Genomic DNA, 18,072 nt, shown 5'->3' with positions numbered 1-18,072 from the left:
GGTCATGGCACGGGACTTCTACGAGACGCTGGGCGTGTCGCGGAACGCGAGCCAGGACGAGATCCAGCAGGCCTATCGCAAACTCGCCCGCAAGTACCACCCCGACGTCAACAAGGACCCGGGGGCGGAGGAACGCTTCAAGGACCTCAACGAGGCATACAGCGTCCTGTCGGATCCCAAGACCCGGGCCCGTTACGACCGCTTCGGCGAGGACTTCCGGAAGGTCCCCGAGGACTGGGAGGAGCGGGTCGGTGCCGGCGCCGGACCCGGCGGCGGCTTCCGCGCTCGGAGGACGGCGGGTGCGGGCGGCCCTCGTGTCCGGTACGGCTTCGGCGACGCCTTCGGAGCGGAAGGCATCGACATCGAGGACCTGCTCGGTTCCATGTTCGGAGCCGGCGGCGCCCCGGGCAGCGTGCCCGGAGCGGACCAGGAGGCCGAGCTGCCGCTCACCGTCGAGGATGCGTACAGGGGCGGCCGCCGCACCGTCACGCTCGCCGGTCCCACCGGGCAGCCGCGCCGGTACGAGGTCGATGTACCGCCCGGCGTCATGGATGGGCAGCGCATCCGCCTGGCGGGCGAGGGCGGACGGGGCAGCGGTGGAGCCCCGCCGGGGGATCTGTATCTGCGGGTGCGTATCCAACCGCACCCCCGGTTCCGGCTGGACGGGCGGAACGTGTATGTGCAGCTTCCGGTCACCCCCTGGGAGGCCGCGCTGGGCGCCACGGTTCCGGTGCCCACCCCGGGCGGCCGCACCGCCAAGGTCACGGTGCCCGCGGGATCGTCAAGCGGCCGCCGGCTGCGGCTGCGCGGCGAGGGCATGCCGAACCCGCGCGGTGCCGACGGCGACCTGTACGCCGAGCTCAGCATCATGGTGCCGCCCAAGCTCAGCGACCGTGAGCGCGAGCTGTTCGAGGAGCTCGCCGCCACCTCTTCGTACGACCCCAGGAGGACGTCATGAGCGACCGAACCTCATGGGGGGCGTCCGGTGGTCGGACCGCCCGGGCCGACGCGGGCGGGCGTCCCGTACGGGCGAGCGCCGGCTCCACGGCCGTGCGGTACGCGCTCGTCCCCGTGCCCAGGCTTTCCGTGGACACCGCGGCAAGCCGCGCCGGCCTCCATCCCGACCTGGTCCGGCGGTTCGTCGCCCTTGGCCTGGTCGACGCCGAGCGCGACGCTGCCGGGCGCCTGGTGTTCGACTCCGCGGCCCCGGCGGTGCTCGCCCGCGTTCAGCGGCTGCGCTCGGGTCTGTGTCTCAACTACGCATCCATCGGTCTGGTGCTCGATCTGCTGGACCGCATCAGCCTGCTCGAAGCCGCACTGCGCCGCGCCGGTACGAGGAGTGACATACCGCCATGGACATGAACCGTCTCACCCAGAAGTCACAGGAAGCCCTCCAGGAGGCGCAGACCACCGCCGTCAGCATGGGCCAGACCGAGGTCGACGGTGAGCATCTGCTGCTCGCGCTCCTCGAGCAGGAGGAAGGGCTGATCCCGCGGCTGCTGCAACAGGTGGCCAGGAATCCCGAGGAGCTCCGTGCGGCTGTGGGTGACGAGCTTGCCCGCCGGCCCAAGGTGACCGGCCCGGGTGCGGCTCCGGGCCAGGTGTTCGTCACCCAGCGCCTGTCCCGGCTGCTGGACGCGGCCGAGCGGGAGGCCAAACGCCTCAAGGACGAGTACGTGTCCGTGGAGCACCTGCTGCTCGCCCTGGCCGAGGAGGGCTCGGCGACCGCCGCCGGACGGCTGCTCAAGGAGCACGGCGTCACCCGGGACTCGTTCCTGAGCGCGCTGACCCAGATCCGCGGTAACCAGCGGGTCACCTCCGCCAACCCCGAAGTGGCGTACGAGGCTCTGGAGAAGTACGGCCGCGACCTGGTCGCCGAGGCCAGGGACGGCAAGCTGGACCCGGTGATCGGCCGGGACGGCGAGATACGCCGCGTCACCCAGATCCTCAGCCGCAAGTCCAAGAACAACCCGGTCCTCATCGGCGACCCCGGCGTCGGCAAGACCGCCATCGTCGAGGGTCTGGCCCAGCGCATCGTCCGCGGCGATGTGCCCGAAGGCCTGCGCGACAAGACCGTGTTCGCGCTCGACATGGGCTCTCTGGTGGCCGGAGCCAAGTACCGCGGCGAGTTCGAGGAACGCCTCAAGGCGGTGCTGTCCGAGGTGAAGGCGGCCCAGGGGCGCATCCTGCTCTTCGTCGACGAGCTCCACACCGTGGTCGGCGCGGGCGCCGCCGAAGGAGCCATGGACGCGGGCAACATGCTCAAGCCGATGCTCGCCCGCGGCGAACTCCACATGATCGGTGCCACCACCCTCGACGAGTACCGCAAGCACATCGAGAAGGACGCCGCCCTCGAACGCCGCTTCCAGCAGGTCCTGGTCGACGAGCCGAGCGTGGAGGACACCATCTCCATCCTGCGCGGACTGCGCGAACGCCTGGAGATCTTCCACGGCGTGAAGATCCAGGACACCGCGCTGGTGTCCGCGGCCACCCTCAGCCACCGCTACATCACCGACCGGTTCCTGCCCGACAAGGCCATCGACCTCGTCGACGAGGCCTGCGCCCGGCTGCGTACCGAGATCGACTCGATGCCCGCCGAACTCGACGAGATAACCCGCCGCGTCACCCGCCTGGAGATCGAGGAAGCAGCCCTCTCCAAGGAGACCGACCCCGCGAGCCAGACCCGCCTCGAGGAACTGCGCAAGGAACTCGCCGACCTGCGCAGCGAGGCCGACGCCAAACACGCCCAGTGGGAGGCCGAACGGCAGGCCATCCGCCGTGTGCAGGAGCTGCGCCAGGAACTGGAGCAGGTCCGCCACGAGGCGGAGGAGGCCGAACGCGCCTACGACCTCAACCGCGCCGCCGAACTCCGCTACGGCCGTCTCCAGGATCTGGAGCGCCGGCTGAAGGCCGAGGAGGAGCGACTGGCCGCCAAGCAGGGGCAGAACCGGTTGCTGCGCGAGGTGGTCACCGAGGAGGAGATCGCCGAGATCGTCGCGTCCTGGACCGGCATCCCCGTTGCCCGTCTCCAGGAGGGCGAACGCGAGAAGCTGCTGCGCCTCGACGAGATCCTGCGCGAGCGCGTCATCGGTCAGGACGAGGCTGTCAAGCTCGTCGCCGACGCCATCATCCGCGCCCGCTCCGGCATCCGCGACCCTCGCCGTCCCATCGGCTCGTTCATCTTCCTCGGTCCCACCGGCGTGGGGAAGACCGAGCTGGCCAAGACGCTCGCCCGGGCCCTGTTCGACTCCGAGGAGAACATGGTGCGCCTCGACATGAGCGAGTACCAGGAGCGGCACACCGTCAGCCGGCTGGTTGGGGCCCCGCCCGGATACGTCGGCTACGAGGAGGGCGGTCAGCTCACCGAGGCCGTACGCCGCAAGCCGTACTCGGTCGTGCTGTTCGACGAGATCGAGAAGGCGCACACCGATGTCTTCAACACCCTGCTGCAGGTCCTCGACGACGGCCGCATCACCGACGCCCAGGGCCGCACCGTCGACTTCCGCAACACCGTGATCATCATGACGTCCAACATCGGCTCCCAGTACCTCCTCGACGGCGCCACCGCCGAGGGCGAGATCAAGCCGGACGCCCGCGCCCTGGTGATGGGCGAGCTGCGCGGGCACTTCCGCCCGGAGTTCCTCAACCGCGTCGACGACATCGTGCTGTTCAAGCCGCTCGGTGAGCAGCAGATCGAGCGGATCGTGGAGCTGCAGTTCGACGAACTGCGACGCCGCCTCGCCGAGCGTCGCATCACCGTGGAACTCACCGAGGCGGCCCGAGAGCTCATCGCCCACCAGGGCTACGACCCGGTGTACGGGGCCCGGCCGCTGCGGCGCTACATATCCCACGAGGTCGAGACACGTGTCGGGCGCGCCCTGCTGCGCGGCGACGTCCAGGACGGCGCGACGGTCCGCGTGGACGCCGAGCACGGAGAGCTGGTGGTGACCTACGAGCCGCCGGAGGAAGTGAAGGGAGCGAGTGCCGCGTGAGTACCGTGCAAGCCACCACCGCCACCTGCCCGCACTGCGGACGCACGAACCGGGTACCGGTGGCTGCCGAGGGCCACCCCAAGTGCGGCAACTGCAAGCGGCCTCTGCCCTGGATGGCCGACGCGGGCGACGACGACTTCGCCGAGGTCGTCGAGCGGGCCACTGTGCCCGTCGTCGTCGACCTGTGGGCCACCTGGTGCGGCCCCTGCCGCATGGTGACCCCGGCGCTGGAACAGGTCGCCACCGACCTCGCGGGAAAGATCAAACTGGTGAAGGTCGACATCGACAAGAACCCGCGCCTGGCGCAGCGGTTCGAGGTGCAGGCAGTACCGACGCTGCTGATCCTGGACAAAGGACAGACCATCGCCCGGCAGGCGGGTGCCGCACCCGCTCCGACCCTGCGGCGGTGGGTGGAGCAGTCGATCGCCGGCCGCGGGCCGGCCGGGAAAGGATGACCGGCCATGACCGTACGGACCGATCCCCACCTCGCCCTCGTACGCCCCGTCCTCCCTCGCGCCCGGGGGTGCGAGGAGTGCATGGCCACCCACTCCCCCTGGGTGCACCTCAGGGTCTGCCTGACCTGCGGCCACGTCGGCTGCTGCGACTCCTCGCCGAACCGGCACGCCCGCCGTCATGCCGCCGCCGACGGCCATCCGATCGCGGCGTCGCTTGAGCCCGGCGAGAACTGGCGGTGGTGCTTCGTCCACGAGGCGTTCGTGTGATGTCCGGCGACGAGACGCGGCCGGGCGCAGCACCACTGCCGGGCGAGCCGGAGGAAAGGGTCCCCTTCGAGACTCCCGACATCTACGGTGCCTATCCGCGCCTGTCGGACGCCGAGATGGCCCGCCTGGCACAGCGCGGCCGGCGGCGCACGGTGGACGCCGGTGATGTGCTGATCCGGGAGGGGGAGCGGTGCGAGGCGTTCTATGTCGTCCTCAGTGGGTCGATCGCCGTCGTCGAGGGCTACGGCACGCCCGGCGAACGGCTGCTACGGGTCCACGGCCCTGGCCGCTTCATCGGCGAACTCGGCCTCCTGACCGGACAGGTGGCCTTCTACACCGCCGTGGTCAGGGAGCCCGGCGAAATCCTGGAACTGTCCGTGGACCAACTGCGTGACCTGGTGACCCAGGATCCCTCGCTGGGCGATGTGGTACTGCGCGCCTGCCTGGGCCGCCGTGCCCTGCTCGTCGGGCAGGGCGCCGGTTTCCGCATCATCGGCTCGCGCTACTCGCCCGACACCCGGCGGATCCGCGAGTTCGCCGCCCGCAACCGGCTACCGCACCGCTGGATCGATCTGGAGACGGACCAGGAGGCCGAGGCGCTGCTGCGCCGCTTCGGGGTCGGTCCGGAGCAGACGCCGCTGGTGATCTGGCGGGACACGACCCTGCTGCGCAATCCGAGCAACGCCGAACTGGCCCGGTTGATCGGCCTGCCGCCGCTGCCGTCGGGCAACGGCCACGGCGATCTCCTCATCGTCGGCTCCGGGCCGGCCGGTCTCGCCGCCGCGGTGAACGCTGCCTCGGAGGGCCTCGGAACAACCGTGGTCGAGGCGCTTGCCACCGGCGGCCAGGCGGGGAGGTCCTCTCGCATCGAGAATCTGCTGGGCTTCCCGACCGGCATCTCCGGCGCCGAGCTCGCCGAGCGCGCTGTGCTGCAAGCACACAAGTTCGGCGCCCACATCAGCATTCCGGCGGAGGCCGCCCGGCTCGAACGGCGGGATGACCACTACGCCGTCGGGTTCACCGACGGCAGCGAGATCACCGCTCGTACCCTCGTCGTGGCCACCGGCGCCCACTACCGCCGCCTCGAAGTGCCCGGCATCGAACCGCTGGAGTACGCGAGCGTGCACTACTCGGCGACCGTCTATGAGGCCCAGCAGTGCCGTACCGACCCGGTGGCGGTGGTGGGCGGCGGCAACTCCGCGGGCCAGGCCGTGCTCTTCCTGGCCGGGTACGCGCCGCAGGTGTACCTGCTCGTCCGTGGGCCGAGCCTCGAGGAGCACATGTCCCGCTACCTGATCGATCAGGTCGAACGCCATCCGCGGGTACACGTGCTGCTGCGGACCGAGATCACCGAGGCCATCGGCGACAAGGTCCTGGAGGCGGTCACCGTGGTCGACCACCGTACGGGCGAGCACCGCCGCCTCGAGGTGCGGGCCCTGTTCGTCTTCACCGGCGCCGACCCGCACACCGAGTGGCTCTCCGGCGCGCTCGCCCTCGACGCGCGCGGCTTCGTGCTCACCGGCGCGGACGCTCAGGCCGCCTGCTCCATCCCCGACCTGTGGCAGAGCCAGGGCCGCGACTGCCTGACGCTGGAGACCAGCCTGCCCGGCGTCTTCGCCGCCGGCGACGTCCGCAGCGGCTCGGTGAAACGCGTGGCCTCCGCGGTCGGCGACGGCGCGATGAGCATCCACTTCGTGCACCGCTACCTGGGCCACACGGTCGAGCCCGGCAGCACCGACGACTCCCCGCAGACCCGTCCGAAGGAGTCCGCTTGGCTCGCATGACACCAAGGGGACGACGAGATCACCAGAAGGAGAAGGAGGCGATGGGAATGGCCACTCCCGTCCGGCACCACCGAGGTGCCGTAACGCCGGCCAGGCCGCTCGGCTGGGCACGCAATCCGCTGACGGAGTTCGACCAACTGCTCAACGAGATGAGCGGGCTGATCGAATCCACGGTGGGAGGTACGGCGCCCACAGTCGCGTGGACACCCCTGGCGGATGTCACGGAGACCGACGAAGCCTTCCACGTCGAGATCGAACTCCCCGGCGTCAAGAGCAAGGACATCGACGTCGAGGCGAGCGGCCAGGAGCTGGTGGTCACCGGAGAGATCAAGGAGAGGGAACGCCAAGGCGTCCTGCGCCGGAGCACCCGCCGCACCGGGGCCTTCGAGTATCGGCTGCGGCTGCCCGGAGAGGTCGACACGGACAAGATCAATGCGCAGATGTCGGACGGGGTGCTCAGCATCACCATCCCCAAGGCCGAGGTCGCACGGCCCCGGCGCGTCGAGATCAGCGAGACGAGTGAAGGAACCGGAAGCAACGGCTGACGCGCACGCCGCGGTTCCGGACACCCGTCCGGAACCGCGGCCGGGCCGGCGGCCGCGACATCCGGGGTGAGTCGTGCATGACGTCCTGTGTCACAAGCCCTCACGCGGTGGAGATTCGCCACCGGCCCGCTTGCGGCGCCGCAGGCGCCAGGCGCGCAGCAGCCGGAGGGGCAGCAGACCCAGCGGTGCTCGCCGGCCCAGGTCCGCCAGATCCTCGCGGTCGAATGCCCGTGCGTAACGCTCGGCGTCCTGCGGCGTCGGATACCGCTTGCTTCCCTTCGCTCCGCACTCACGCACGCAGTGCCAGAGCATCGTGTCGCCCTCGCTGAGAAAGCGATAACGGTGTCCGAGAAGGCGGCAGCGCAGCACAGAAGACACCCTAGACGGACCGGCCCACTCCGGCCTGTTCTGTTCCACTCATGGCAACAGTCCATGGCGCTGAACAAGGAGGCATGGCATGAGCACCACTGCCGAGCTTGGTGTCGTCACCACCAAGGTCCCCGCCCGGCTTGACCGGCTGCCGTGGTCCCGATTCCATTGGCGGATCGTCATTGGTCTGGGAACCGTCTGGATTCTGGACGGACTCGAAGTCACGATCGTAGGGGCGGTCGCCGCCCGCATGACCGAGCCGGGCAGCGGCATCAACCTGACCAGCGCCCAAATAGGGACTGCCGCCGCCATCTACGTGGCAGGCGCATGTGTGGGCGCACTCCTGTTCGGAAGGCTCACCGACCGCTACGGGCGCAAGAAGCTGTTCATGGTCACGCTCGGCATCTACATCCTCGCCACCGTCGCGACCGCGTTCGCCCACGACGCCTGGTACCTCTACCTCGCCCGGTTCGTCACCGGTATGGGCATCGGCGGAGAGTACGCCGCGATCAACTCGGCCATCGACGAACTGATCCCGGCCCGCAACCGCGGGCAGGTGGATCTGGCCATCAACGGCAGCTACTGGGTCGGTTCCGCGCTCGGCAGCCTGGTCGCCGTGCTGCTTCTCAACGAGAGTCTGCTGGCAGCCAACCTCGGCTGGCGGCTGGCCTTCGGTCTGGGCGGCATCCTGGGCCTGGGGATCCTGCTGGTACGCCGCCATGTGCCGGAGAGTCCACGCTGGCTGTTCATCCACGGGCGTGAAGACGAGGCGGAACGCATCGTCGACCGGATCGAGGCCGAGGTGCGCCAGGAGATCGGCCGCGAGCTGCCGGAACCGGGCGAGGCGGTGACCGTACGGCAGCGCAAGGTCATCCCGTTCCGGGAGATCGCCGGCACGGCTCTGCGGCGGTACCGGCGTCGCGCCCTTCTCGGTCTGGCGCTCTTCGTCGGACAGGCGTTCCTGTACAACGCGATCGTCTTCGACCTGGGCACGATTCTGAACGGCTTCTTCGACATCGGCTCCGGCACGGTCCCCTACTTCATGGCCCTCTTCGCCATCGCGAACTTCCTCGGGCCACTCCTCCTCGGCCGGCTGTTCGACACCGTGGGCCGAAAGCCGATGATCGCGGGCACCTACTTCGGCTCGGCAGTCGTGGCAACCCTCCTCGCCATCCTGATGATCAGCGGCTCCCTGACGGCATGGTGGTTCTTCCTGCTGGTCTCGGTGACCTTCTTCGTGGCCTCCGCGGGAGCGAGCTCGGCCTACCTGACGGTGAGCGAGGTCTTCCCCATGGAGACCCGGGCCTTGTCCATCTCGCTGTTCTTCGCGATCGGCACGGCCGTGGGCGGAATCACCGGCCCGCTGCTGTTCGGCCATCTGATCCAGAGTGGCAACGCGGACCTGGTGGCCATCGGATTCCTGGTCGGAGCGGCAGCCATGGCGCTGGGCGGGCTGGCCGAGGTCTTCTTCGGTGTCCGGGCCGAACAACAGTCCCTGGAGAACATCGCGCGGCCGCTCACCGCTGAGGAAGCCGACGCAGCCTGGCGCAACGAGCCCGCGCCCCAGGACGTACGGGACCGCAGCCGGCCCGAGCACGTTCGGCGGGCCGCGGAGGAGCGGAAACAGCGGATCGACGACCGCACCGCCCGCCGCCGGGAGCGGGAGAGCGCCGGCGCCCGCCGCTACCGTCCGGGCACCGGACCGGGCAGCAGGATGTACTCGCCGGGAATGGCAGGCACCACGGGAGCGGCAAGCCGTACGTCCGCCATGGCCGACCAAAGCCTCGACGACGAGGTCGAACAGATAGCCCACTCGCTCCAGGAATCCGGTCCGACGAGCCGCGAGCAACTCGAACAGTCCGTGGGCGGCCGTTCCTGGGGCCCCGGACGCTTCCGCCGTGCCCTGCGTGAGTCCGAGCGCGAGCACCGGGCCAAGGTCCTTGCGAACGGCAGGTACGCGCCGGGGGACGGATCCGACCGGCCCCCCAGCGCACAGGAGGGCCCCCGAGACCAGCGGTGACCGGGCAGTAGGAGGCAGCGATGAAGTACGACGAATTCCTCGCCCGTGTACGTGAGCGAGGCGAATACAAGGACAGGAACGAAGCCGAAGGCGTCACCAACGCCGTGCTGGAAGTGCTGGCCCAACGGATCAGCCCGGGCGAGGTCGAGGATCTCGCATCCCAGCTGCCCGGCCCGTTGGGAGACGTCCTGCTGCAGGCCAGGCCGGCGCAGGCCGAGAGCTTCGGGATCGAAGAGTTCTACCGCCGGGTCGCCGAGCGCACCAACGCCCGGCCGCGTACGGCGCAGTGGGACGCCAGCGCGGTCCTGACCACCGTTGCCGACGCTGTCACCGGCGGAGAACTGAATCAGATCATCAGCCAACTCCCCTCAGGCTATGCGGTCCTGTTCGGCAAGGCCGACCTGGCTGACTGAGGCCTGAGGCACACAGAACGAAAGGCCCACAGAAATGGTTGACACAGGTTTCTCCTCGTTCGACACCATGGTGGACAAGGCGAATCGGCTCCTCAAGGACATCGAGGAAGCCTTCGGATGGCCAAAGAGTCGGCGTAGGCAGTCCTACGCGGCGCTGCGGGCCGTGCTGCACCCGCTCCGGGATCGTCTCCCGGTGGACACGGCCGTACAGTTCGGCGCCCAGCTGCCGACCATCATCAGGGGCATCTACTACGACGGCTGGAAACCAGCCGAAGTGCCCGTGAAGATGCACAATGACGAGTTCCTCGCACGGGTCCGGCAGGAATTCCCCTATGCGGTGGAGGGTGGCACCGAGAGGCTGGTACGCACCACCCTGCACACTGTGGCCCTTCACGTGAGCACCGGCGAATGGGAGCATCTCAAAACCCGGGTGCCGGACTCGTTCGGCGCGCTCATGCCTGACGTGGAGGACGTGGAGAAGGAGAAGGAGGCGGAACTGGTCACGGATCAGGGGGCTGCCACTCGAACAGCAGAATAGTGGCGTCGTCGGTGAGTTTGTTGTGCCGGTGCTCGAGGATGGCATGGATCAGCAGGCGCAGCACTTCCGGAGCGTTCTGCCCCGCTGCCGTCGACCGGATGATGTAGTCGGTGAAGCGCTCCAGGCCGAACTCCTCGCCCTCCTCGTTTCGTGACTCCACGACGCCGTCCGAATAGAGCAGTATGCGGTCACCGGGTTCGAGGCCGATCTCGTGCACCTGACGGTCGGTCTCGGCGAGACTCGCGGGCAGACCCAACGGAGGCTCAGCCGGCCGCTCCAATGCCTTGTCGAGCAGACGGTGGCGACGGATGAGCAACGGAGCCGGATGACCGCAGTTGCACCATGTGAGCACACCGGTGCGCATGTGCAACTGCGTGAAGACACCCGTGCAGAACTGCTCCGGAAGCCACTTCGCCAGCGCGTCGTCCACTTTGCCCACGAGTTCGTTGAGGCCTGCCCCGTTGCGTCGGGCATTACGGCAGCCCGCCATGGCGACAGCGGTGGTCAGTCCGGACGCCAGATCGTGCCCCATGCCGTCAAGGATGGTGGTGTGCAGGATGTCCTCGGTGAAGACGTGGTCGAAAGCATCGCCGCCCAATTCGTACGCAGGCTCGAGAGCCGCCGTCGAAACAACCCGCCCGGTGCCGATCGACCGGGGCGGGAGAAAGGCCCTCACCATCTCCGTGTGCAGATGCATCGGCCTGGTCCGCATGCGCTGCGCGATGGTGTCGCTGTAGGTGCGCTTGGATGTGATGATCAGCGCGAGGAGCATCGCCGTCGTTCGGCAGCGCCGCAATGTGCGCCCGTCGAGGGTGCCCATGGTCCATTTCAGAACGCCCAGCCGCTCCGCTCCGTCGGCCAGGGGCAGCCAAACGTTCAGCTCGTCGGACGGGGTTTCCGCCACTCGGAGAGAGTTGGTGCGGTACGTCCATCCCGCCAGCGACGTCTCGAGATCCAGATCCGGCTCGCCCTCGACAAACGGCACCAGCACCCTTTGCTGGAGGTCGACCAGATAGATCGCTGCGGTCCCCAGGCCCATGGCCTCGGCGTACCGGTTCAGGACGATGGGCAATTCCGCGGGTGATGCCAGCTGGGCCGCCCTGACGAATTCCTCCAGCAGCAGCTCCGCCGACCCGACGGACGCGTTCCTGTCCATGCACTCGATGATTCCCGAGACGACCAGCCGCGCAAGCCGCACACCGGTCCGCCGGCTTCAGGGGGGCGGGGCCCGCCGCGGCTTACAGAAGCAGGTCGAAGACGGCTCGGGCTTCGTCCCAGTGCCGGGTCTGGGGGTTCTTCAGGTCGGGGTGGAGGATCTTGAAGCTCTCGGCAAGGGCGAGGCTGAGTCCGCCGATGATCTCCGGATAGGCGGCCTCGGTGTCCGGGTCGGGCGTGCGGTCGAGCGGGGGGTGGGTGGCCAGCTGTTCAAGGATCGGCTTGAGTTCTACTTCCTCGTCGATGTTCCGGAAGCGATGAATGCTCTCCTGCAGGCCTTTCGTGATCGGCAGGTCGGAGGTCTGGATGATGTCGCGCGCGTTGGCCTTGGCCGTGGCCTGGGCGACGGTCAGCAGATCGTAGAGCTTGGCGTCGACGAAGTCGCTGTAACGCTTGAGATCGTTCTTGTCGACGTCCAGCCCTGCGGCCGTACGGAAGAACCTCTCGAACCTGGCGATGGACATCACGGTCATGATGGCAACCTCCGGCTGCGGGCGCCGGGGCGGCTCCCAGCCGCCCTGTCTTTCAGCCAGGGTGGCCGATGGGGCGCGGGAACGCATGCGCACGCCGGGCCCAACCGGCCCAACCCGCATTGCCCTGTCAGGCCCAGCCGGCAGTCGCGGACCGTCCCGCGTGGCGACGACGCCGATCCGGGGGCATCATCTGTGGGGAACCTGCGGTCGCGTGGCAGCCGACGAGAAAGGTCCAGCCATGACGAAGTCGTCGGAGGGCGCTACGGTCGTGGCCCTCCTGGCTGATCCGGACGCGCCGACGGAGGTCGCTCAGCGTATCGCCCGGAGACTTCCTGATCGGCTCGCCAAAAAGTCGGGCGAGGAGCGACAGTTCGACGTCACGGTGGTCAGTGAGCCCATCACCGCAGGGGCCGCCGAGGACCCGCCCACCGTGATGCGCCGGATCATGGAACGCGCAAACGGAGAGGACTGGGACATCGTCGTAGCCCTCACCGACCTTCCGCTGCACTCGCACGGACGCAAACTCGTGGTGGATCTGAGTTACGAATACAGCCTGGCGCTGCTGTCCCTTCCCTCGCTGGGAGGCTGGCGGCAGGAGACGAGGGCCCTGAGGGCCGTGGAGAAGGCCGTGCTCAGCCTGGCGGGCCGTCGGGACGCCGAGGCTGAGGAAGAGACGCGAGGTGCACCGCCGCAGCGGCCCTTCGACGAGCCTCTCGCGCCCGTCCGTCCGGACCCGTTCGTTGAGGACGAGAGCGCCGATCTTCGGTATATCACCGGCGGTCCGCGCGGAAACATGAGGGTGCTCGTCGGCATGGTCCGGGCCAACCGGCCGTGGCGGCTGGTGCCGGGCTTGTCGAAAGGTCTGGCGGCCGCACTCGCGACGGGAGCGGTTGCCACCGTGAACGGCGTCATCTGGAGTCTGGCCGTTACCCTGAGCACGCCGCGTCTCGTGATCGCCATGGTGGGATCCGTCGCACTCATGACCGGCTGGCTGATCGTGGACGCGCACCTGTGGCACCGAAAATCGGAGGTCTCGCCGGAAGCGTGGAAGAGGGCGGTTCTGTACAACGCCTCGACAGTCCTGACCGTGGGTATCGGGGTGCTCGTCTGCTACGTGGGATTGCTGGTCATCAACCTTGCGTGGGCCTATTTCATCCTCACCGGCCAGGTGTTCACCATGTTTGCGCGGACCCCGTTGCGCGCCGGCGAGTACCTGACGCTGGCCTGGCTCGTCGCTTCGGTCGCCACGGTGGGCGGTGCGCTGGGATCAAGTCTGGAAAGCGACGAGGCGATCCGAGCAGCCGCCTACTCCAAGCGCGAACAGCAACGTCGCGAGAGGCTTCAGAAACACCGCGGTGACTAGCCGGGGTCCGAGGCGGGGCATACGGCGGTGGTAGGTCATCGTCCGGATGGAGGTGGCCTCCTCCGGGGGGCGGAGGCGGTCACGCCCTGGGAGGAGGTGCGGCGACCGTTGCTGCCGCCACGATCGAGAGGTGCCCGCATCCCGGAACCTCATCGATCGGAGTCACGTCGTGCCGAAGCCGGTTCTGTGCGCCGTCGCCGTTGTCGCTCTCGGCGCTACGGTGACCGCCCCGGCCGCCGTAGCGCCGCCCGAGCCCCCGCCGGCCGCCGCGGAGGCGGTCCGGGTGACCGTCGACGCCGCCTCCGGTGCGGGCGCCTTCCCCGCCCTGTCCGGGGACCGGAACCCCAGCTGACGACGTGCGGGCACCGGCCGCCGCCCTCACGGGGGGTGGGGCGGCGGCCGTCCGCTTGCCCGCTAGGGTCGGACGTGGGCGGAGAGCATGCGGGAGCGAGGCACCATGGGCGACTTCTGGCCGGTACCTGAGGCGCTGAGCTACCTGGAAGGCCGCTGGCGGGCGGAGCGGACCGTGCGGGACCTGGCGAGCGGCGACGGGGGCCGCTTCGAGGGGACGGTCGTCTTCGGCCCGCTGGTGGGCGGCGGCCTGCTGTACCGGGAGTCCGGCGACTTCACCTGGCGGGGCGTCACCCGGCCCGCGGAGCGGACCCTGCGCTTCCTGCCGGGGCCGGACGGTACGGCGGACGTACGGTTCGCGGACGGCCGGCCGTTCCACGACCTGGACCTCAGGACCGGCCGGTACGTCGCCGACCATCCCTGCTCGGCGGACCTCTACCGGGGCGAGTTCACCGTTCGGGACGCCGGCCACTGGCGGGTGGTCTGGCGGGTGCGAGGTCCCGCCAAGGATCTGGAGCTGACCACCGGCTACGCGCGCATCGGCTGAGCCGAGACCCCTTCCAGGCGCAGGCTCCAGCGGCCCGCCCGGCCGGTGACACTGATCGTCGACAGCGAGCGGACGTCGATGCTCCAGTACGTGGCGGGCGGCGCCTTGAGCACGTACACCAGGGCCGCGCGGATCACCGAGGGCTCGGCCACGGCGACGACCCGGCAGCCGTCCTCGACCGGCCGGGTGTCCAGCCAGCCGCCGACACGGCCGATGAAGTCCATCAGCGACTCCCCGCCGTACGGCGTGGCGCGCGGGTCGGCCAGCCAGGCGTCCACGGACTCCGGCTCCCGGGCCATCGCCTCGCCCAGGGTGAGCCCCCGCCACCGGCCCATGTCGCAGTCGCGCAGGGCCAGCTGCACCAGCGGTGCGTAGCCCAGCCCCTCCCCGGTGGCACGGCTGCGCGGGGCCGGGGAGCAGTAGCGCAGATCGGCCGCCGCGAGCGGCAGCAGTTCGGGCGCGGCCCGTTGCACCTCGTTCCATCCGGCCTGGTCCAGCGGCCGGAGGTCCTCGAAACGCTCCGCGAGCACCGAGGAGCTCCCCGCGGCGGCGACGAACGTGACCCGGAGTGCCATGCGGCGATCGTCAGTCGCCGGAGTCAACTGGTCAAGAGGTGCCGCCCCGCCGTCACTCCGGGTGGCCGTCGACTTACTGGCTGGTAAGGACGCGCCGGACAAGTCGCCCGAAACGTCGTCCCGCCGGTCTCACTCGAAGGCGAGCGCCAGGTAGTGGTCGGGCCGGTCCAGTGGGCGGAACCCCAGCTTCTCGTAGACGGCGTGCGCGTCGTGCGTGGCCAGCATGACGCGTTTCGGCCCGTGGGAGCGCAGCTCCTCCCGTGCGGCCGCGACCAGCGCGGTACCGATCCCCTTGCCCCGCGCCGACGGGTCGACGTACACATCGCACAGCCAGGCGAACGTCGCCCGGTCGGTGACGACTCTGGCGTAGGCCACCTGGTCCCCCGAGACCGTCTCGTAGACGCCGAAGTTGAGCGAGCCCCCTATCGCCCGGTCCTGCTTGTCCCGGGACCGGCCCAGCGCCCAGTACGCGTCGGTGGACAGCCACCGGTGCACCCGGGCGGCGTCGATCCTGGCGGGGTCCGTGGAGATCTCGTAGCCCTCGGGCAGGCGCGGGATGTCGGTCATGGCGGGATGCTCCCAGGCCGCCGGGCCCGGCGTCGAACCCTTATCCCAGCACCTCGTCGCAGGCGGTGCGCAGCCTCCGTACGCCCTCGGCGATCTCCCCTGTGCCGGCCACCGCCGCGAAGCTCAGGCGCAGGTGCCCGGCGGGGGGTTCCGCGCTGAAGTAGGGGCGGCCGGGGGTGACGGCGACGCCGGCGCGCAGGGCGGCGGCGGTCAGGGCGGGCTCCGCCGCGCCTTCGGGGAGCCGCAGCCACAGGTGGTAGCCGCCGGACGGGATGTGCGGCAGGGCGAGTTCGGGCAGCCGCAGGCGGAGGGCGGCCGTCGTGGCGTCCCGGCGGACCCGCAGCTCGGCGGAGATCGCGCGCAGATGACGCGGCCAGGCGGCCGAACCGACGAGCTCCAGCGTGGCCTCCTGCAGCGGGCGGGGCACGAAGAAGGTGTCCACGACCTGGATGGCCCGCAGCCGCTCCAGGACCGGCCCGTGCGCGGCCAGGGCGCTCACCCGGAAGCTTGGTGAGGTCGCCTTGGTCAGCGAGCAGACATGCACCACCACTCCGTCCGGGTCGTCGGCGGCGAGCGGTCGCGGCAGCGGGCCCGCGTCCTCGTGCACCAGACGCCGTACGAAGTCGTCCTCGACGACGAACGCGCCCGCCGCCCGGGCGATGCCCAGCACCTCGCCCCGCCGGCCGGGGGCGAGCACGGCGCCGGTGGGGTTCTGGAACAGCGGCTGGCAGACGAACACCCGGGCGCCGCTCGCCCGGAACGCGTCCGCGAGCAGCGCGGGCCGTACGCCGTCGGCGTCCACCGGGACGGGCACCGGGCGCAGTCCGGCCGCGCGGGCGATGGCCAGCATGCCCGGGTAGGTCGGCGACTCGACGAGCACGGGCGCGCCCGGAGGCGCGAGGGCGCGCAGGGCGGTGGTGAGCGCGGACTGTCCGCCCGACGTGACGAGCACCCCGGCCGCCGTCACCGGGCCGCCGATGCTCCGTGCGAACCACTCGCGCAGCTCCGGCAGCCCTTCCATGGGCGGCCGGCCCCAGGCACCCGGCCGGCGCCCGGCCCGGGACAGGGCCGCCGCCATGGCCCGCTCGGGCTGCAGGGAGGGATGCAGATAGCCGCCGCTGAACTCGATCACGCCCGGCGGCGGCGCGGCCAGCGAGACCAGCACGCCGGAGGCGTCCACCGAGCGCGGTACGAGGTCACCGGCGCCGTCGGCGCTGAGGGCGACCTCCTGCCAGGAGGTGTCGCCCGCGGGAGCGGCGGAGGCGCGGGGCTGGGCACGAAAGGCTCCGGCGCCGGGCCGGGTGACCACGAGACCCTCGGCGGCGAGCGTCGCCAGGGCCCGGGAGACGGTCACGGGACTCACCCGGAACCGCTCCACCAGGGCACGGCTGGACGGGAGCTTTCCACCGGGAGAGTAGCGGTCCAGCTCCCGCCGCAGCTGCTCTGCCAGCTCACCGACACTGCTACGCTCATGCATGAGAGCACAGAGTAGCGCTACTACCGCCCCTCCGATAGCAGTCACCGCTCCCCGGGACCGCGGCTTCGGCACCCTGCAGGCCGCCCTCGGCGTCGTCGCCTTCTCCCTCACCTTCCCGGCCACCGCCTGGGGCCTCGAGGGCTTCGGCCCCTGGTCGCTGGTGGCCGTGCGCAGTGTGCTGGCGGCGCTGATCGCGGGCGGCTGTCTGCTCGCGCTGCGCATACCGCCGCCGGACCGCAGGCACTGGCCGGGACTCGCGGTGGTGGGCGCCGGGGTGGTGCTCGGCTTCCCGATGCTGACCACCCTGGCGTTGCGGACCTCGACCACCGCACACGCGGCCGTCGTGGTGGGCCTGCTCCCGCTGACCACGGCCCTGCTGTCCGCCCTGCGCGTCGGCTCCCGTCCCTCGCGCACGTTCTGGGTGGCGGCCCTCGCCGGAGCGGCCGCGGTGGTGGCGTTCACCGTGCGGCAGAGCGGCGGCGCTCTGACCACGGCGGACCTGTATCTCTTCGCGGCCCTGCTGGTCTGCGCGGCCGGTTACACCGAGGGCGGCCGGCTGGCCCGGGTGATGCCGGGCTGGCAGGTGATCGGCTGGGCGCTGGTCCTCTGTCTGCCGCTCACCCTGCCCGCCGCCGCGGCCGCACTGGCTCTCGAACCCGTACGGCTGACCGCCCACAGCGTGACCGGCCTGCTGTGGGTGGCGGCGGGCTCGCAGTTCCTGGGGCTGATCCTCTGGTACCGGGGCATGGCGTCCATCGGAATCCCCAAGGCGAGCCAGTTGCAGCTCTCCCAGCCACTGCTCACACTGGTGTGGTCGGTGCTGTTGCTGAACGAGCACCTGACGGTGGCTGCCCCGCTGACGGCCGCGGCGGTGCTCATGTGCATCGCCGTGACGCAGCGGGCACGCGGTGGAGAGGAGGCCCGAATGCACGCAAGCGTGGGTGACCAGCTTGTCCAGCACGGCAGGGTGGTCGGCCAGCACGACAAGGTCGGAGAGATCGTCGAAGTGTTGGGCGAGGACGGCAACCCGCCCTTCCGCGTCCGCTTCGAGGACGGCCACGAGGGCGTGTGCTCACCCGGCCCCGACACGGAGATCCGGCACAGGACGCCGCAGCACTGAG

Annotated in this window: 20 protein-coding genes and 1 pseudogene; 15 read left to right on the top strand and 6 right to left on the bottom strand. The window is 70.2% G+C overall.

The annotated features are described in order from the left end of the window. Positions 1–4: 4 nt before the first annotated feature. Genes AB0L56_RS08505 through AB0L56_RS08475 form a run of 7 tightly spaced genes read left to right on the top strand, consistent with a single transcriptional unit; the run spans position 5 to position 7,043 of the window. The gene (locus AB0L56_RS08505) at positions 5–958 is read left to right on the top strand and encodes a J domain-containing protein (RefSeq protein ID WP_365420398.1); all 954 of its coding nucleotides are present in this window, start codon (positions 5–7) and stop codon (positions 956–958) included. After that, positions 955–1,362 carry a chaperone modulator CbpM gene (locus tag AB0L56_RS08500; RefSeq protein WP_361034246.1) on the top strand — a complete coding sequence of 136 codons (408 nt, stop codon included), beginning with the start codon at positions 955–957 and terminating at the stop codon, positions 1,360–1,362. The genes AB0L56_RS08505 and AB0L56_RS08500 overlap by 4 nt, the downstream gene beginning before the upstream one ends. Continuing rightward, on the top strand, positions 1,353–3,992 hold the full coding sequence (gene clpB / locus AB0L56_RS08495; protein ID WP_365420394.1) for an ATP-dependent chaperone ClpB: 2,640 nt from the start codon (positions 1,353–1,355) through the stop codon (positions 3,990–3,992). Before AB0L56_RS08500 ends, clpB begins: the two co-directional genes overlap by 10 nt. Beyond that, positions 3,989–4,447: a thioredoxin gene (trxA, locus tag AB0L56_RS08490; protein ID WP_365420391.1), complete on the top strand. Its 459-nt coding sequence runs from the start codon at positions 3,989–3,991 to the stop codon at positions 4,445–4,447. Before clpB ends, trxA begins: the two co-directional genes overlap by 4 nt. A gap of 6 nt (positions 4,448–4,453) precedes the next feature. Continuing rightward, on the top strand, positions 4,454–4,714 hold the full coding sequence (locus AB0L56_RS08485) for a UBP-type zinc finger domain-containing protein (RefSeq protein ID WP_361034255.1): 261 nt from the start codon (positions 4,454–4,456) through the stop codon (positions 4,712–4,714). Further along, the gene (locus tag AB0L56_RS08480) at positions 4,714–6,498 is read left to right on the top strand and encodes an FAD-dependent oxidoreductase (RefSeq protein WP_365420387.1); all 1,785 of its coding nucleotides are present in this window, start codon (positions 4,714–4,716) and stop codon (positions 6,496–6,498) included. The genes AB0L56_RS08485 and AB0L56_RS08480 overlap by 1 nt, the downstream gene beginning before the upstream one ends. A 47-nt stretch (positions 6,499–6,545) precedes the next feature. After that, on the top strand, positions 6,546–7,043 hold the full coding sequence (locus AB0L56_RS08475) for an Hsp20/alpha crystallin family protein (RefSeq protein ID WP_365420384.1): 498 nt from the start codon (positions 6,546–6,548) through the stop codon (positions 7,041–7,043). Positions 7,044–7,133: 90 nt separating this feature from the next. Here the strand turns inward: AB0L56_RS08475 and AB0L56_RS08470 are convergent, their stop codons facing one another. Then, complete coding sequence (locus AB0L56_RS08470) at positions 7,134–7,355, bottom strand: hypothetical protein (protein ID WP_365420381.1); 222 nt, start codon at positions 7,353–7,355, stop codon at positions 7,134–7,136. A 145-nt stretch (positions 7,356–7,500) separates the two neighbouring features. Between AB0L56_RS08470 and AB0L56_RS08465 the strand changes: the two genes are divergently transcribed. From AB0L56_RS08465 to AB0L56_RS08455, 3 genes are read left to right on the top strand one after another with little or no spacing between them, the layout of a single operon-like run. Then, positions 7,501–9,432 (top strand): MFS transporter, encoded by a 1,932-nt coding sequence (locus AB0L56_RS08465; protein WP_365420378.1) that lies wholly within the window; start codon positions 7,501–7,503, stop codon positions 9,430–9,432. A 20-nt stretch (positions 9,433–9,452) separates the two neighbouring features. Next, complete coding sequence (locus AB0L56_RS08460) at positions 9,453–9,845, top strand: DUF2267 domain-containing protein (RefSeq protein ID WP_365420375.1); 393 nt, start codon at positions 9,453–9,455, stop codon at positions 9,843–9,845. 34 nt (positions 9,846–9,879) lie between these two features. Next, entirely contained in the window at positions 9,880–10,383 is a 504-nt protein-coding gene (locus tag AB0L56_RS08455) for a DUF2267 domain-containing protein (protein WP_361034273.1), read from the top strand. Here AB0L56_RS08455 and AB0L56_RS08450 read toward each other — a convergent pair. After that, positions 10,346–11,539: a PP2C family protein-serine/threonine phosphatase gene (locus tag AB0L56_RS08450; RefSeq protein ID WP_365420687.1), complete on the bottom strand. Its 1,194-nt coding sequence runs from the start codon at positions 11,537–11,539 to the stop codon at positions 10,346–10,348. The genes AB0L56_RS08455 and AB0L56_RS08450 overlap by 38 nt on opposite strands. A gap of 82 nt (positions 11,540–11,621) precedes the next feature. Next, positions 11,622–12,071, bottom strand: coding sequence for a DUF1931 family protein (locus AB0L56_RS08445; protein ID WP_361034279.1), 450 nt, complete (start codon positions 12,069–12,071; stop codon positions 11,622–11,624). A 211-nt stretch (positions 12,072–12,282) separates the two neighbouring features. Here AB0L56_RS08445 and AB0L56_RS08440 point away from each other — a divergent pair, with 211 nt between their 5' ends. From AB0L56_RS08440 to AB0L56_RS08430, 3 genes are all read left to right on the top strand, one after another. Then, positions 12,283–13,434 carry a hypothetical protein gene (locus AB0L56_RS08440; RefSeq protein WP_365420371.1) on the top strand — a complete coding sequence of 384 codons (1,152 nt, stop codon included), beginning with the start codon at positions 12,283–12,285 and terminating at the stop codon, positions 13,432–13,434. Between the two features lie 169 nt (positions 13,435–13,603). Next, positions 13,604–13,786, top strand: coding sequence for a hypothetical protein (locus AB0L56_RS08435; protein WP_365420368.1), 183 nt, complete (start codon positions 13,604–13,606; stop codon positions 13,784–13,786). Positions 13,787–13,891: 105 nt separating this feature from the next. After that, positions 13,892–14,332, top strand: coding sequence for a DUF6314 family protein (locus AB0L56_RS08430; RefSeq protein WP_365420684.1), 441 nt, complete (start codon positions 13,892–13,894; stop codon positions 14,330–14,332). Here AB0L56_RS08430 and AB0L56_RS08425 read toward each other — a convergent pair. The 3 genes from AB0L56_RS08425 to AB0L56_RS08415 all read right to left on the bottom strand — a co-directional run bounded on the left by AB0L56_RS08425 (position 14,314) and on the right by AB0L56_RS08415 (position 16,951). Beyond that, positions 14,314–14,907: a histidine phosphatase family protein gene (locus AB0L56_RS08425; RefSeq protein ID WP_365420365.1), complete on the bottom strand. Its 594-nt coding sequence runs from the start codon at positions 14,905–14,907 to the stop codon at positions 14,314–14,316. The genes AB0L56_RS08430 and AB0L56_RS08425 overlap by 19 nt on opposite strands. 129 nt (positions 14,908–15,036) lie before the next feature. Then, positions 15,037–15,474, bottom strand: a complete 438-nt coding sequence (locus AB0L56_RS08420) for a GNAT family N-acetyltransferase (protein ID WP_365420362.1) — start codon at positions 15,472–15,474, stop codon at positions 15,037–15,039. A gap of 40 nt (positions 15,475–15,514) precedes the next feature. Next, positions 15,515–16,951, bottom strand: coding sequence for a PLP-dependent aminotransferase family protein (locus AB0L56_RS08415; protein ID WP_365420359.1), 1,437 nt, complete (start codon positions 16,949–16,951; stop codon positions 15,515–15,517). On the opposite strand from AB0L56_RS08415, the pseudogene AB0L56_RS08410 reads away from it, so the two are divergent. Further along, positions 16,950–17,861 (top strand): annotated as a pseudogene (locus AB0L56_RS08410) (DMT family transporter); the annotation flags it as partial. The gene AB0L56_RS08415 and the pseudogene AB0L56_RS08410 sit on opposite strands and share 2 nt — an antisense overlap. Positions 17,862–17,876: 15 nt before the next feature. Further along, a complete protein-coding gene (locus tag AB0L56_RS08405; RefSeq protein WP_361034469.1) occupies positions 17,877–18,071 on the top strand; it encodes a DUF1918 domain-containing protein in 195 nt (64 codons plus the stop codon). The last annotated feature ends 1 nt before the right edge of the window (position 18,072 follow it).

The sequence above is a fragment of the Streptomyces sp. NPDC052079 genome (assembly GCF_040680275.1).
GTDB lineage: Bacteria > Actinomycetota > Actinomycetes > Streptomycetales > Streptomycetaceae > Streptomyces.
The sequence above is the reverse complement of the archived record's forward strand: the minus strand, read 5'-3'. Positions and strand labels throughout refer to the sequence as shown.

Coding starts and splice junctions, on each gene's coding strand:
- AB0L56_RS08445 (WP_361034279.1), bottom strand. CDS start 12,071: ATGACCGTGATGTCCATCGCCAGGTTCGAGAGGTTCTTCCGTACGGCC.
- AB0L56_RS08500 (WP_361034246.1), top strand. CDS start 955: ATGAGCGACCGAACCTCATGGGGGGCGTCCGGTGGTCGGACCGCCCGG.
- AB0L56_RS08450 (WP_365420687.1), bottom strand. CDS start 11,539: ATGGACAGGAACGCGTCCGTCGGGTCGGCGGAGCTGCTGCTGGAGGAA.
- AB0L56_RS08470 (WP_365420381.1), bottom strand. CDS start 7,355: ATGCTCTGGCACTGCGTGCGTGAGTGCGGAGCGAAGGGAAGCAAGCGG.
- AB0L56_RS08455 (WP_361034273.1), top strand. CDS start 9,880: ATGGTTGACACAGGTTTCTCCTCGTTCGACACCATGGTGGACAAGGCG.
- AB0L56_RS08425 (WP_365420365.1), bottom strand. CDS start 14,907: ATGGCACTCCGGGTCACGTTCGTCGCCGCCGCGGGGAGCTCCTCGGTG.
- AB0L56_RS08475 (WP_365420384.1), top strand. CDS start 6,546: ATGGCCACTCCCGTCCGGCACCACCGAGGTGCCGTAACGCCGGCCAGG.
- AB0L56_RS08415 (WP_365420359.1), bottom strand. CDS start 16,951: ATGCATGAGCGTAGCAGTGTCGGTGAGCTGGCAGAGCAGCTGCGGCGG.
- AB0L56_RS08420 (WP_365420362.1), bottom strand. CDS start 15,474: ATGACCGACATCCCGCGCCTGCCCGAGGGCTACGAGATCTCCACGGAC.
- AB0L56_RS08460 (WP_365420375.1), top strand. CDS start 9,453: ATGAAGTACGACGAATTCCTCGCCCGTGTACGTGAGCGAGGCGAATAC.
- AB0L56_RS08480 (WP_365420387.1), top strand. CDS start 4,714: ATGTCCGGCGACGAGACGCGGCCGGGCGCAGCACCACTGCCGGGCGAG.
- AB0L56_RS08485 (WP_361034255.1), top strand. CDS start 4,454: ATGACCGTACGGACCGATCCCCACCTCGCCCTCGTACGCCCCGTCCTC.
- AB0L56_RS08465 (WP_365420378.1), top strand. CDS start 7,501: ATGAGCACCACTGCCGAGCTTGGTGTCGTCACCACCAAGGTCCCCGCC.
- AB0L56_RS08505 (WP_365420398.1), top strand. CDS start 5: ATGGCACGGGACTTCTACGAGACGCTGGGCGTGTCGCGGAACGCGAGC.
- AB0L56_RS08405 (WP_361034469.1), top strand. CDS start 17,877: ATGCACGCAAGCGTGGGTGACCAGCTTGTCCAGCACGGCAGGGTGGTC.
- AB0L56_RS08430 (WP_365420684.1), top strand. CDS start 13,892: ATGGGCGACTTCTGGCCGGTACCTGAGGCGCTGAGCTACCTGGAAGGC.
- clpB (WP_365420394.1), top strand. CDS start 1,353: ATGGACATGAACCGTCTCACCCAGAAGTCACAGGAAGCCCTCCAGGAG.